The sequence below is a fragment of the Paenibacillus sp. FSL R7-0272 genome, assembly GCF_037969905.1.
Lineage (GTDB): Bacteria > Bacillota > Bacilli > Paenibacillales > Paenibacillaceae > Paenibacillus > Paenibacillus polysaccharolyticus.
Genome location: NZ_CP150221.1, coordinates 2,293,640 through 2,308,115, shown reverse-complemented (window position 1 = coordinate 2,308,115; position 14,476 = coordinate 2,293,640). Strand labels below are relative to the sequence as shown.

General features: G+C 44.9%; 9 protein-coding genes. 3 read left to right on the top strand and 6 right to left on the bottom strand.

The window, feature by feature from the left end; genetic code table 11:
- Positions 1-52: 52 nt before the first annotated feature.
- The 6 genes from MKY23_RS10285 to MKY23_RS10260 form a co-directional block, all read right to left on the bottom strand.
- The gene (locus tag MKY23_RS10285; RefSeq protein ID WP_336122331.1) at positions 53-1,366 is read right to left on the bottom strand and encodes an extracellular solute-binding protein; all 1,314 of its coding nucleotides are present in this window, start codon (positions 1,364-1,366) and stop codon (positions 53-55) included.
- Between the two features lie 293 nt (positions 1,367-1,659).
- Complete coding sequence (locus tag MKY23_RS10280) at positions 1,660-3,756, bottom strand: acyltransferase family protein (RefSeq protein WP_339837719.1); 2,097 nt, start codon at positions 3,754-3,756, stop codon at positions 1,660-1,662.
- Between the two features lie 493 nt (positions 3,757-4,249).
- Positions 4,250-4,966 (bottom strand): hypothetical protein, encoded by a 717-nt coding sequence (locus MKY23_RS10275; RefSeq protein WP_154983978.1) that lies wholly within the window; start codon positions 4,964-4,966, stop codon positions 4,250-4,252.
- On the bottom strand, positions 4,966-5,814 hold the full coding sequence (locus tag MKY23_RS10270; protein ID WP_261764551.1) for an ABC transporter ATP-binding protein: 849 nt from the start codon (positions 5,812-5,814) through the stop codon (positions 4,966-4,968). The genes MKY23_RS10275 and MKY23_RS10270 overlap by 1 nt, the downstream gene beginning before the upstream one ends.
- A 23-nt stretch (positions 5,815-5,837) precedes the next feature.
- Positions 5,838-6,014: a hypothetical protein gene (locus MKY23_RS10265; RefSeq protein WP_167375840.1), complete on the bottom strand. Its 177-nt coding sequence runs from the start codon at positions 6,012-6,014 to the stop codon at positions 5,838-5,840.
- Positions 6,015-6,356: 342 nt separating this feature from the next.
- Positions 6,357-10,181 (bottom strand): LAGLIDADG family homing endonuclease, encoded by a 3,825-nt coding sequence (locus MKY23_RS10260; RefSeq protein WP_339837715.1) that lies wholly within the window; start codon positions 10,179-10,181, stop codon positions 6,357-6,359.
- Between the two features lie 227 nt (positions 10,182-10,408).
- On the opposite strand from MKY23_RS10260, the gene MKY23_RS10255 reads away from it, so the two are divergent.
- From MKY23_RS10255 to MKY23_RS10245, 3 genes are all read left to right on the top strand, one after another.
- Complete coding sequence (locus MKY23_RS10255; RefSeq protein ID WP_154983981.1) at positions 10,409-12,169, top strand: SNF2-related protein; 1,761 nt, start codon at positions 10,409-10,411, stop codon at positions 12,167-12,169.
- A gap of 5 nt (positions 12,170-12,174) precedes the next feature.
- A complete protein-coding gene (locus MKY23_RS10250; protein WP_221789923.1) occupies positions 12,175-13,296 on the top strand; it encodes a YqhG family protein in 1,122 nt (373 codons plus the stop codon).
- Positions 13,297-13,425: 129 nt separating this feature from the next.
- Positions 13,426-14,379 carry a hypothetical protein gene (locus tag MKY23_RS10245; RefSeq protein ID WP_336122327.1) on the top strand — a complete coding sequence of 318 codons (954 nt, stop codon included), beginning with the start codon at positions 13,426-13,428 and terminating at the stop codon, positions 14,377-14,379.
- The last annotated feature ends 97 nt before the right edge of the window (positions 14,380-14,476 follow it).

Below are 14,476 nucleotides of genomic sequence, written 5' to 3'. Positions count from 1 at the left end.
GTGCTTTACTTTATTTAGGTTAGGTTAATCAGCCCCAGAAGCAGGAAATAACCTATTGTTTCATCGCATTCGCTTGAGCTGCCTGAATTCGGCCTGCAATATCTTCCGCTTTGCCGCCCATCAGTAGCTCCTGTAACCCGTTATTAATTACCTCAACCGTAGCCGATCCCAGCTTGGAATCGTATACCGGCGTAATCTTCACTTCTTGCATCAGATCGTACAATTCCACAAACAACGGATGAGCTTTGTCCTTATCCAGATCAATCTTATAGCTGACCAATGTACTGCTGTCCAGCGTAGCTTTTTGACCGTCCGGACCAGCCAGGGCGTAGAATAGCTCCATCGCGGCGTCTTTTTGAGCACCACTCAACTTTTTGCTAACACCAAGACCCGTTCCTACAACGCCTGATGTTGTTCTTGGTTCACCTTTGCCACCTTCAACTGGAGGCAAAATCGTAATATGTGTATTTTTCAGCACCTCTTCCGGTGCATTGTTAACGAGGTTGGCGAGCGCCCACCCACCGTTCATGACCATCGCCGTTTTCCCTTGAAAATAAAGTTGCATCATCTGGGTTTCATCAATACTGTTGAATCCGTCCTGAAAAGCCTTCATGTTTCCAAGCTCCTGCATTTTCTTCAGCGCTTCAACAAATTGCGGATCAGTGAAACTTGCACCATCCTGAGCTACGGCTTTCAAAAACCAGTCTGTACCCGTCACCCGATCAGCCAGCGTACTGAAAATGGTAGACTGGGCAACCCAGTTCGTTTTGTTACCGAGAGCCATCGGAATGATTCCTTTTTCGTTAAACGAAGCAACCGCCTGTTCCAATTCAGCCCACGTTTCAGGAACCTTTACGTTATTCTCTTTGAAGAGCGCCTCATTGTAATAAATAAAAGAGCTGGGCGCCAGATTCATCGGAACGGAATAAATATTTCCATCTACTGTGTATCCATCCAGTGCATTCGGAATAAAATTCTCTTTCCATTCCGGCTTCGCATCCAGATCTGCGTTGATCGGCTGCAACAGATCTCCTTTTACAAACTCCTTGGTCATTGCATCCGGCCACATCACGAAGAGATCCGGCATCTCATTGGCTGCTGCGACCGTACGTAACCTTGTTTTGAGACCGTCCGTAGGCAAGCCTTCATCCACCACTTCGATATCTGGATGCGCGGTACGGAAATCTTCAATAATTTTACGCATCGCTACCGCTTTAGCGTCTTGCCCTGTCCAGTTATGCCAGATGGTCACGGTGACTTTGTCGCTGCCGCTACCACCTTCGGAAGAATCACCGCTTGAGCACCCTGCCAAAATGACGGCGAATAAGGTTAGTGCCGCTATGCCTGAAAACCATTTTTTCCACATCGTTATACTCCCCCTTGAGCACTTAATATCTGTATTGTAAATGGTAACGCTATCATAACGTAAGGTGACGATCCACGGATGCAGGGGTGAATAATATCGGTTCCCTGTTTACATATCAAAAAAGCTCTCCCTGGACAATGTCATGAAGTCAAGACTAACTTCAATCCCATTGCTCTCAGGGAGAGACTTTAAAATTGGACGTATACTGCATGTGCTGAACATGTATTGCATGATTCAAAGATATAATAGCTGGATAAGTTCGTATTAAAGGATTCTACATGTTAATCGTTCGGTTATTGAAGACTGTTTTTCACCAATGCTGCAAAAGCTTCAGAACCTTCGGCGGTCAGATGCACCCCGTCTTTTTCAAAATATTCGTCATGCCCTTCACTAGCCTGATTCCAATCAATAAGAGAAACATTACTGTAACTGGAGGCTGCATCCGTCAGAGCCTTGTTCACCGTTCGCTCCCAAGGACGCGGCACACGTACCGTGACAAGATAAACCCGTGTTTTATCCTTCAATCCATCAAGTACGGACTTTAAATTTTTGGAATTAAAGGAACCGTTCGTTCCAAGCTCAAGTACCACCTGATTGCCCATTTGCTTGTTACGCTTCAGATCCCTCAGCACATCTCCAGCCTGCCACATCTGACGGCCGACATGGCCATCTACGTACACGCCGGATATGCTCTGCTCCAGATAAGGCTTGGCATCCAGAATAACGGAATCTCCGATAATTGTATATTGGACTTTTCCATTCTTAGTGACAGGTGTCGCAGGTTTATCAGTTACCCCTGAATCCGTTGCATCGGTTGTGCCTTCATCTGGTTTCGAACCCGATGGGTCGGTTTCTTTGTTTCCTGAATCAGATGAATTGGAAGCAGGATTATTGTCAGGATTAGAGGGCGAGTTGCCCTGATCCCGGCTATCGCTGGATGAATCGTCCGGCTTGACCGGTTTAGACCCATCTGTAGATGCAGTTCCAGGCTTGTGACTCCCATCCGTTTTCCCGTCTGACGTCGACTCCGTACCTGACTGAACAGATGGATTCTTTTCCCCGGAATCCGAAGGTTTTGTTGTAACGGGTACAACGTCCTGACCCTTTTCTTCAGCAGACTTTTCGCCATTGAACACCGTAGACAGGGACACCGAATGTGAATCTGAATTGGCTGCTACAGGCAGTACCGTCTGCGATATGGCATAACATAGTAACAGGAACGTCATCAGCAGGCCTGTTCGTTTCCACCATACCTGACGGGGAACGAAAGAGGTACGCCCTCTTCCCCACAGTTTTGACAAGGAATCCCGAAAACCGTTATAACGAATCGGGTTTTCAATATATTTTAGCGACATCGATGCAAGTACAACCGTTGCAACGACTTGTAGCAACATACGTACAGGATGTGCACCGCCTGTATTTACAACAGGACTGGTCAGAACAATAATCGGATAATGCCACAAATATATTCCATACGAACGTTCACCAATCCAGCGTAATGGTTTTGCCCCAATAATCCTTGCCAGCAAAGACGAAGGATGGGCAAGTACTGCCACCAGCAGGGTTGCGGCAATCGCTTGTATCACCATGCCCCCCTGATACAGGAACGAGTCGTATTCGCTCGTATTCAGCATCATATAGATTAGCACCGCTAAGGCAGCAATTCCTGATACGTCCAATACGAGCCGATTCATCGCAGGCAATGTGCCAGACAGCTTCCGGCTTGGCCAGACTACAGCTAACGCTGCCCCGGCAAGCAAGGCAAATGCACGGGTATCTGTTCCATAATATACACGGCTCGGGTCCAGATCCGGGTTGTACATGATGGCCATGGCGCCAGCTGAAAGTTCAGCTGCAACGACAATGGAGACGACCAGCCATCCCTTTCTTTTGAACAAAACGATCGCTGCAACTAACAGAAGCGGCCAAAGCAGATAAAACTGCTCCTCAACAGCCAGTGACCAGAAATGTCCAAAAGGTGATGGCGGACCGAAACTTTCAAAATACGAAACATGGTGAAAGATATACCACCAATTACTTATGTACGTAACACCGGATAAGATATCCCCTTTGAGTGAAGCAAGCCGGGACGAGTCTGTACATAACAGCCAGAGCATCACAACCGCTGTCATGGTTAGCATACCAGGCAACAAGCGCCTAAACCGCCTTAACCAGAAATCTCCAAGCGCAATGCGCCCATGTTCCCGCCACTGGGATAACAAAATATCGGTAATCAAATAGCCTGACAGAACAAAAAATATACCTACACCGAGCAGCCCGCCCGGAATGAAATCCAAATTTAAATGATAAGCAATCACGCCAAGTACCGCGATGGCTCGTAAGCCATCCAGTCCGTTCATATGCCTCTTTTTTTTCACTGATTGTGACATGCGCGCCCCTCCTTGTTACTGCGAGTCCACATCCATCGAGATCGGGGCATCCTGTTACACTGGCTCATTCTAGTTGTTATTAACATACGTATTGCACCTTCCATCTTTCATTTACAACATAAAGAAGACGAACTGCCTATAGATTTAGTTGTATTGATTGTGAATCTAACTTATATTTTCTCGTGATTTCACGATTACGTTTAGCATTATACGCCTGAAAACAACTTCATAATTGACAAGAATAGTTACAAACCCGTTTAACCGATGTAACCTTTTCTGCCAGCATAATCAGCTGTAAAATCATACTCTATATTTAATGTTTAATATAGTGCTTTTCATCGACTGGACATAATTACCTGAACTTATTCAATAGAAAAAGGCCGCCGACTTGCTCAGCAGCCACTATCCATTATAAACCTAACTCAGAGCGGATTGAAAGTTTTGCTTATAATTGCTTCTTCCTTCCTAGGACTCTAGAGGTGGAACGAGAATATCAATGCATTGCATCCAACTTGCGTCTGTAAATCATTAAAACAAATAATCCTGCTGTAATCGCACCATATACGAGCGGTATAATTATTACCATTAGCTTCTTAAATAGACTTTGTGCATCATAATTAATTAACACATCTATAGTACTACTTAGAGGAGGCAACAGATAAATCATTGGTGCAAATCCGTCTGGCAACACCTGTTCTATACCTTGCACAGAAAGTGTAATAACAATGAGCACACTCAGCATTAAAAAAGACATGACGCGGGAACGAACAAACTTAGAACTAAACCAGCAGGCTAAAGCAATTCCAAGCCAAGATGAAACCAAATGATAAATCAGGGCCATGCCTAGCTCTTCAACACTCGGATTTCGATCAAACTTTTGAAAAATGGCTGGGAACGAAACGGCATAAAGAGCGAGTGGAATCGTAAAAAGCCAGCAATATAACAATTTCGCAACATAAAGTTTTACCAAACCGCCACTATGCAATACCGTAACCGATTCCTGATTTGTCGTTTCCATATCAATCAACGTATAACAAATGACAACAGAAATAATAAAAATAAATGTTGTTGAAAATGCATAACTAGCCATTACTGGATTCGGAACGACACTGTATACGAAAATAATCCCCATAAAAAATACAAAAGTAGCCGGACCATAGCGATAAGAACGCATGAAACAAGTATGTAAATATGACAGTAATGAAATCATTAGCCTAGCTCCTTTCTTGTTAGACTAACAATCTCTCCACCTTTATTTATAAATTCGGGTAAAAAACTACGATAATCTTTATACATAAAAGTCATGACCATATAACCATTTTCACTTCTTTTATATGTAATATCGGGGAAAAATTCAAGAAGATGATCAACAACGCTTAAATCTATGCTGCCTTCCAGCTGAAAATATACAACCTTCTGCTCAGAAGACGGATGTATACTCTCCTTACTCAGTCTTCCTTGATGAATCCAGTATGTGTTACTTTCCAATTGACTTGCTAATAACGGATCGTGCACGGCTGCCAAAATCGATGTCCCTTCTTCCTTAATTTTGTTCAGAGAATGAAGCAAATGCCCCGTTGACTCTTCATCCAATCCTGAGAAAGGCTCATCTAATACCAGAAGGTCTGGCGGCTTAATCATAGCTTGCATTACATTTGTTTTCTGCAACATTCCTTTTGAGAAATGACTCATCTTCAACTGATCACTCTGTTCAAGACGAAACAAATCATGCAACTCCTTGATACGTTCTTTCAATTCTTTCTTAGTCATACCTGATATTCTGCCCATGTGTGTCAGATACTCCGTCGAAGTCATCCTTAGTTTCGATAATCGATCCGGGGTATATCCAATCACCAGATTCGTATGCTCAAGTAACCTTTGACCCGACGTTAATGGAATTAATCCACTCACCATTCGGAGCATCGTACTTTTCCCGGAACCGTTGTTTCCTCTTATAATAATGCAATCTCCTTGGCTAATCACAAGCGATACATCTGTTAAAATTTCTCGGCCGCCGTATTTCTTAGAAGCTTCTTTTAATGTTAATAACGCCTTCATTCTCACCTTTCCACCACCCTTTACTAACGATCCCGTTTTCTTTCTAATGTGATCCATGAATAGTAGAGCATCCAAAATAGAGGTGGAAATAGAGCTACTGCAATATATCGATGGTGATATGGGAGCGTAAAAATGGTACCTACTGAGATCGGCACGATCAGAGCAAACAAAAACAAGTACTTTTTCCAATGTTTATTCATGATAGATGCTACCTCCTTCCTTCATCCAGAACCTGACATGAACATTCATTTAAACGGAATATGTGCCTCTTTTAACTGGATTTGTAAGAACGCCGTCCTTATTTTAACATATTTAAGATTAAAGGGATGTCTAATGAATAAATAATTCAGATGAAACTAGATTCAATGTACACCGTTGACTAAAGAGACCTATCGACGTCTAGGCAGTTCAATTGAAGTCTAGCAACAACAAAAAAACGAAGTGCTGGTATGTCAGCACTTCGTCTGTACACTTTTTAGGTTGAACATCCCTGTTCAGGCTCATTAGAGCAACAATTTACTCCAGATTTGTTCTGGAATAGCTTAATTACACTTGCTGTATCCGCAGTTACTGCATGTTTTGCAGCCCTCCACATTGATCAAGGACGCCGAGCCGCATGAAGGACATAAGTCGATAGATTGCATAGAAGTCTTTTGCCCCTCACCTCCAGCATCGTCCAGTTGTGAGGTCGGTGTCTGCGTGTTCAGCAGAACTTCCTTTGTATTGTTGCTGCTGTTCATACGCTTAGCACTGTTCGGATTCTTCACTCCAATATCCTCATTCATCTGAACATGGCTTTCCAACGCTTTCGCGACGGCATCCGCAATGGATTCCACACGGTTAGCTCCAAAACCAATAGCCCCTGAACCTCCGATGCCTTTCAGATGTTTGATAAGCAACTCCACCTTATGACCATGATCGCCATATCGCAGGAATAGAGAGCACACCCGGCCCAGTGCCTCCGCCATCGCAAACACGTCCGAGCCTGCCTTGCCTACGTTGAGGAAAATCTCACCCGGTGTTCCGTCCAGATCATTAATCGTAATGTAAGCCATGCCAAACGGCGTATGCATCTTATACGTTGCTCCGCGCAATACTTGTGGACGGCGTTTATATTGTTTATCCACCACACCCGTAGTCTGTTCTCCCAAGTCTGGCAAGCTGGACTCTCGCCCTGCATACACCTGATTTGCTACCGAAACGGACTCAGCTACCTGGCTGTTGAATTCCTCTTTATCCGCATTCTGCTCTTCAATAGCTGAGGTGTCTTCTTTCTTCGAAGTAGAAAGTACTTGAACATCTCTACTGCCGTCCCGATAGATCGTTACCCCTTTACAACCTAGATCAAAAGCTAGCTGATACAGCTCTGCCGTATCCTGCACCGTAAAATCAGCCGGACAGTTTGCCGTTTTTGAGATCGAACTGTCCACCCACTTCTGAATGGCAGCTTGCACGCGAATATGATTTTCAGCCGAAAGATCCATCGCCGTCACATAATAATCCGGTAGGGACTCACCAGGATGTTGCTCCAGCCACTCCTCAGCAATCGGCACAAACTGTTCATCATACCCAAGACGGCTCTGGCGAAAATACTTAAAAGCAAAATACGGCTCAATGCCAGTCGATGTGCCCACCATCGTTCCAGTACTTCCTGTAGGCGCCTGAGTAATCAGCGTCACGTTACGAATTCCCTTTTCACGGATCGCTTCTCCAACCTCTGGGTACGTCGCGATCATCTGTTTCATAAATCCACTTTGTAAGTAAGGTTCTGCCTCAAACGCCGGGAACGCCCCCTTCTCCGCGGCAATCTCCGCTGAAGCGAGATAGGCTTCCTTTGCCATAAATCCATACAGTTTATTGAGAAAATCTAGCGATTCAAGACTGCCATAACGGATACGCAGTTTGATCATCAGCTCAGCAAGTCCCATGGTGCCTAGCCCCACCCGGCGTTCACGCTGCTGATTTAATCGATTTTCTTCAAAATGATACGGCGTCGCGTCAATCACATTGTCCAGAAATCTTGCCGAAATGCGCGTCGTTTCCGCCAGCTCTTCCCATGCCACATCGTGGTTTGTTTCATCATAGAATTTGGACAGATTGATTGCTGACAAGTTACATACGCCCCAGCCTGGAAGGCCCTGTTCCCCACAATTATGAGCCACAACTCCACCAGCAATCAAGGAATGTGTAACTGGCTCTGTTATATCATATACAGTGACGTATTCTCCTTTTTCCAACTTCTTCACTCTCGACATAAACTTTTCTGACTTTCTTGACGGTCTTGCAATTCGCTCTAGAGCCTGTTGTTTCCTCGTAACATATTTAAAACCTATTTTTTCTTTGAAGCAAAGTAGATTGTTACCTGATATTATCAACTCGTAGAAACCCTTACTCTGGTAAGTCCTAAATTCTCCACCTTTTGTTGTGTAATTGAATAAAGATTGTGAAGATTTAGGTCGAGCATAAATTGAACTATTGATTCCATAATTCAATAACAGCAACTGAACACCTTGTAACAACTTTTTAGAGCTAGAAGTTAATCTTGCTGTTCGATGCATTTCATCTCTTTCATATACAGTACCATCAGCGCTAAACAAAGCTTGTAAAAAAGCTGTCACTGTTTTTTTCGAGGATGTAAATATCAACTCGGGAACCACTTTCTCCGGTCCTTTTGCTGAAGTTACTCCAATACTCCCTAGTTGTGAAACTAAGTTTTTCCTCCACCAGTAAACTTGTTTTGTTCCATTTGTTCTTTGATAGATCTTTGCCCTTATTCCTGATATTTTCTCACCGACATCTATAAGATGCGGTATCACCTCTTCATCATCAGCTCCAAAAACCATGCCTACTTCCCCACGGACAGAAACCCATCCATCACCAATTAACCACCCTAAAAATAATCCCCATTCCTCTCCAAGTTGATCTTCTTCTGCAAATCCACCTTCAGCTGACTGAATATAAACATAGTCTTCAGAGTCTAGGTTCTTGGCTTGTTTCCACCCAAAATTAGTGTACAACTGATGCTCAGGAGTCACACTAATTTCAATTCCATTTTGTAGATGTATTTTAATGGTCTCTTTCTTTCCAGTTGGAAACACTGTTGCTGATCTCATCTGTAATCCAGGTATTTCGTATGAACGACCGCCAACAACTTTGGCCTTTTCGATAAGTCGATTATCCGTACCTACCATAAAAAACTCTCCTGTTTTTCTTCTATACAGATCTTCAATTGTTATAAGTCCATATTGGGTAGCTATTCTTGTTTTAGGATGGAAGCAAGGATTAGTACAGATGATCGGATTAAAATACCAGCTGTTCGACATCTGATTGTAATACTCCATAAATACAACACCGGGTTCGGCTGATTTCCAGGCGGATTCAATAATCGTATGCCATATTTCACGTGCCTTCACTGTCCGGTATGGAATAACGTTATGGCCTGCCTCTTTCCATTTGGTCAGATCCCCATCCCACTCCGAATCATAGTCCGGGTCACTCGTATCGGGAAAAACAAGCTCCCAATCACCTTCCTGCTTCACAGCCTCCATGAACGCATTGCTTACACAGACCGACAGATTGGCATTGGTCACTTGCCCCATCGTTTGTTTAACCGTAATAAAATCCAGCACGTCCGGGTGCCAATCGTTCATCATCAGCATCAGCGCACCCCTGCGGCTACCGCCTTGTTCGATAAGCCCCGTCGTATAACTGAACAAACCGCCCCAGGATACCGATCCGCTGGACGAGCCGTTCACACCTTTCACCACAGCCCGCCGCGGACGAAGGGATGACAGATTGATACCCACGCCACCGCCGCGAGCCATAATTTCAGTCATTTCGGTCAACGTCTTCATGATGCCGCCCCGGCTGTCTTGCGGAGAAGGAATGACATAACAGTTAAATAGCGTCAACTCATCACTGGCCCCTGCACCAGCAGCAATACGTCCACCAGGAACCAGTTTCCAGTCATCCAGCACCAAGCGAAACTTCTTCTCCCAAACAGCCTGTTGTTCAGGTGTCGATTCAACAGCTGCCATCGCTCGGGCAAGACGATCCCACATCTCTTCAGGTGTTTTCTCTATCGTAAGTGTCAACTTTTCCACATCGGTCTCGATGATCGTATCGCTACGTGTCCGCACTTTAACTAGTTGTGCCTGCCGTTCAACAATCTCACCAACTTCCTTCACCGGAAACTTGGGATCATCTTTCGTTAATACAAGTACAATATCTCCGACTTTTGCATGATTTGAATCGGCGTCCTTCCATGCGTACCGATCCAGAAATATTTTCTCGCTGAGCCCTTCCAGCTTATGTTTGTTCTCATGATGCTTCACTTGTTGGTTCGTTCCTGTATTGTTGGATGCCATCTCTGCAATCAACCTCCCCGAATAAACCGTTCATTTTAAATCAAGTGCTGTCTTTGAGAATAATTTATGCCTAGATACTACATATAGTGATTTATAACCATTATATTACACTATATGTTGATTTTCTATGTGATTTAGTTCATAGATCCTCTGAAACGGGTTATGAACTTGCCTTCCTTCGTCCATACTATTACCTACGAATAACACAAGAACGGAGAGGAAGCATCATGAACCGGAAACATCCGCATCATATGAATCAACCTGTAGCTGACTTACCTGTTCCTCTTGAGTTTGATCGAAGCTGGCTGGAACAGCTTGAATCTCGTTTGGACAAGGGCGGTCCTTGGGGGGATTACCGACTCTTTCAACTCGGTATTCAGGCTGAAGAAACGAATCTCATTCCGAACTTTGACGAAATTCAATGTCTGAAACATTTGCAAGATCTGACCCCACTTCCTCACCAAATGGATACGGCACGCAAAGTATTATTCGAAATGTCAGGCCGAGCCATTCTCGCTGACGAAGTAGGTCTGGGCAAAACGATTGAAGCAGGCCTGATTTTGAAAGAATATATGGTTCGTGGTCTTGTATCTAAAGTGTTAATTCTTGTCCCCGCTTCTCTGGTATTGCAATGGGTACGTGAACTCAATTCCAAATTTGGCATCCCGGCAGTTGCACAGAAAAAGGCTTATTCCTGGCAAAATGAAGTCGTTGTTGCTTCTATGGACACTGCCAAGAGAGACCCGCACAAAGATATGTTACTAAGTATGGACTATGACATGATCATCATTGATGAAGCACATAAACTCAAAAATAAAAAAACAACCAATTATCAATTCATGCTGCAATTACGCAAAAAATACTGCCTGCTACTCACTGCTACGCCTGTGCAGAACGACATGAGCGAGCTTTTCAATCTCATTAACCTGCTGAAGCCCGGTCAGCTTGGTCGTCAAGGCGATTTTGCCGCCAACTTTGTCGTCGATAAACGTGTGCCCAAAAATCAGGAGCAGCTCAAAGATGAGCTGTCCAAAGTCATGATCCGTAACAGGCGTGGCGAAGGCCCCGTGCAATTTACAAAACGCAACGTCTCTAACGTGGATCTGCAACTTTCGCCTGAAGAGCAAGCACTCTATGACGGGGTAACCTCGTTTGTCAAAGATCAATACCAGGAAGCAGGCGGCAACCTTAGCAGCATGCTTTCGCTCGTTACGTTGCAACGGGAAGTCTGTAGCAGTCGGGACGCTGTGTTTGTAACACTCGTCAATCTGTCCAAAAAGCTACCGCTGGATTCTCCACTGCGGGATAAAATCTGGGAACTGGTGGCTCATATCAAGGCGATTAAAGAAAATACAAAAGCCGAAAAAACGATGGAACTGATTCGAGATATGAATGAAAAAGTCATTATTTTCACGGAATACCGAGCGACGCAGGAATACCTGCTGAATTATTTTCGTAACAACGGACTAACGGCTGTTCCCTATCGGGGCGGGATGAATCGAGGCAAAAAGGACTGGATGATGGATCTTTTCCGTGGCCGTGTTCAGGCGATGATTGCAACGGAAGCTGGTGGTGAAGGCATCAACCTGCAATTCTGTCACCATATGATTAACTTTGATCTACCGTGGAACCCGATGCGGGTAGAACAGCGGATTGGCCGGGTTCATCGGCTCGGTCAGCAGAATGACGTTAACATTTTCAACCTGTCTACGAAAGGTACGATTGAGGAACATATCCTGCATCTGTTGCATGAAAAAATTAATATGTTCGAGATGGTCATCGGTGGACTGGATGTCATTCTCGAACGGCTGGAAAAAAAGGAATCGATCGAAAAGAGTCTGTACAAAATTATGCTGGAATCGCAGAACGAAGAGGATATTCGCCGTAAAATGAACTCGCTCGGACAGTCGCTGAACACAATTCAGCGCGAAGTTGCTGACGAGGTGCCTTTAATCACCAAACTTGATCTTCACAAAGGGGGCAACTGATATCCATGACAATGTCACCGCACGAGATCCAAGCTTACGTCCTAACCTATCTGGAAGCTTTGGATTGCCAGATCATGGAGCGGTCACCTGCTCATGTGACGGTTAAATTATCACCTGAAGCAGACAAGGCATTAACGAACCGTCCGTATTACTGGGGATTTGTGGAGCGTGTAGGGGTGGAGCCTGAGACCATGTCATTTACTTTTGTTTTTGACCCGGAAGCTTATCAACAGATCACTGAGGCGGCGGAAGCCAAGGCCAAAGCGTCTCAGCCTGTTCAAACGCCACCTGAAGCGAAGCCTGATGCTCCGAAAGAAACGATACTCGGACGTTATTTTGGCATCACGCCTTCCATGCCGCAGCTTGGTCCCGGACGCATTCTGCGAGAAGATGTTGTGTATGGTAGCCGCAGATTACAGCAGATATTTGCCGCAGCCCGCGAAGGTGGCGCCTTCGTAAACCTGTTTGAACAAGCCGCCAAACGCCAGATCAGGGCCACATCTCCGGCTGTGTATGAACCTTGGCTAGGGGTTTGTTTTAAAGTCGAGTTTGCTTGTGACCTGAAACGGGAGGAATTACACTTCCTTGGCATTTCACTAAGATCGGGTGAAATCATCGAAAAGTTCGGAAGCAAGCTGAGCCGGCGTGATCTCAGTCCAAGACTGGCTGAAAATATGCATGCCCAGTCACCGAAAATTTCGCTCGCTGATGCAGGGGCTGCTCTCGAATCACATCTCACCGCTCACTTAAGCAGGCTCGATTATAGCTGGGCGGAAAAAGCGAAAGAACGCCTGCAACTCGAACTCGATGTGGTGGACGCCTACTATGAAGCCGTACTGCGAGAAGACATGCCTGAGGTTACTGAAGATGAAACGGTTCGTCCTGTTATTAATCGGGTTCGTGGCATATTAGAACCGGTCCCAGCTGACGTGGAAATGGCCGCCGAATCTACCATACAACAGACGCAAGATGATGTAGACCCTGAGCAAGAAAAAGCAAAACAGGCGGTCATAGATCGTGAAGCGATGAAACTGCAGTATGAGAACAGACGAACCGAGATGATCTGGCAATATGAGCCGAAGGTGAAGGTCACTGCCATAAGCAGCGGCATGTTTCACTTAAGATAAGACGAAGACACTACTTTTCCTGCAAATGCTGGCAAAAGTAGTGTTTATTCATAACCGTTGAACCGACAGGTTGCAGCACCCTTTGCACCCCCTATCCTCTACAATGAAGTCAGGAAGAAGGTGTTTACGATGAAAAAACGGCCCCGGTCAAAACGACGAAATATCGGGCATTGCCTATCGATCTTCTTGAGCATGATCATCTGCTTTGCTCTTCTCTCCATCTGGCCGACGGCTCATGCAGCGGCAACAACTAACAGGTTTGCACCCGCTTCTGTAGAGCAATTCGCGCAACTGCAAGTGAGCGCACTTGGTACCTCCAATCCAGATTGGCTTGCAGCGAAGCTTGAATATTATCCATTAGGGCCAGGTAACCATGGCTGGTTTGTGCATGCCAGCATTCAGGACAAGCCCGTTGGATATATGATTATTTCCACAACTCCGCAAGGGGAGCTCCTTCTCAGTGAGTATGGTCAGGGAGAACAAGCACTATATAATAACGAGCTACTAGGACAGGCTCTGGAACGACAGGGTTTGAATATGAAAATATTACAAACTGCTGGTGATAAGATTACACGTCGATATGCTGCTCCTCTTTTGGCTTATTGGAAAGTGGAACGTGTAAATCATCCCGCGATGTACATTGATGCATCCAATGGAGACTTGTTGCCGGCTAATCGGTTAGAACGTGTAGAGACTGGCTCTGGAACGAAATTTTTCAACTTGAAGGAGTTGCAACAACAGATAGCCATACCTGAACCAACAAGATTTCATACGAGTCCTGTTATTCTACAGCCTGCTTTTGACCCTTCATCTCAACTAACCTGGCTGATATCTGAACCTCTGCAACCCTCTCAAGTGAAGCAACAGCTTCAGCAGAACCATAGTGAAGCCCTTGTCTTCTCAGCAGAAGAATGGAATCTGTTCTACGGTGGTCCTTTGCCAGTAAGCGGATACCAGATATGGAGTATTGCAGGTTCAACGTTTGATCTTTACGTTGGTCTTGGTGGTTACAACTCCACACAACGCTTCATTCCCTTGAACAAGCTTTTGCATGATGGACATTTCTACAAGTTTAATTCTTAGCACATGCACTCATAATCTTTTTTATAACTCAAAATGACTCATAAAAAGACGCATCCTAATACAGGATTGCGTCTTCTTGAATTGGCACTCGTGTTCA

Coding starts and splice junctions, on each gene's coding strand:
- MKY23_RS10265 (WP_167375840.1), bottom strand. CDS start 6,014: ATGAATAAACATTGGAAAAAGTACTTGTTTTTGTTTGCTCTGATCGTG.
- MKY23_RS10285 (WP_336122331.1), bottom strand. CDS start 1,366: ATGTGGAAAAAATGGTTTTCAGGCATAGCGGCACTAACCTTATTCGCC.
- MKY23_RS10280 (WP_339837719.1), bottom strand. CDS start 3,756: ATGTCACAATCAGTGAAAAAAAAGAGGCATATGAACGGACTGGATGGC.
- MKY23_RS10250 (WP_221789923.1), top strand. CDS start 12,175: ATGACAATGTCACCGCACGAGATCCAAGCTTACGTCCTAACCTATCTG.
- MKY23_RS10255 (WP_154983981.1), top strand. CDS start 10,409: ATGAACCGGAAACATCCGCATCATATGAATCAACCTGTAGCTGACTTA.
- MKY23_RS10245 (WP_336122327.1), top strand. CDS start 13,426: ATGAAAAAACGGCCCCGGTCAAAACGACGAAATATCGGGCATTGCCTA.
- MKY23_RS10260 (WP_339837715.1), bottom strand. CDS start 10,181: ATGGCATCCAACAATACAGGAACGAACCAACAAGTGAAGCATCATGAG.
- MKY23_RS10270 (WP_261764551.1), bottom strand. CDS start 5,814: ATGAAGGCGTTATTAACATTAAAAGAAGCTTCTAAGAAATACGGCGGC.
- MKY23_RS10275 (WP_154983978.1), bottom strand. CDS start 4,966: ATGATTTCATTACTGTCATATTTACATACTTGTTTCATGCGTTCTTAT.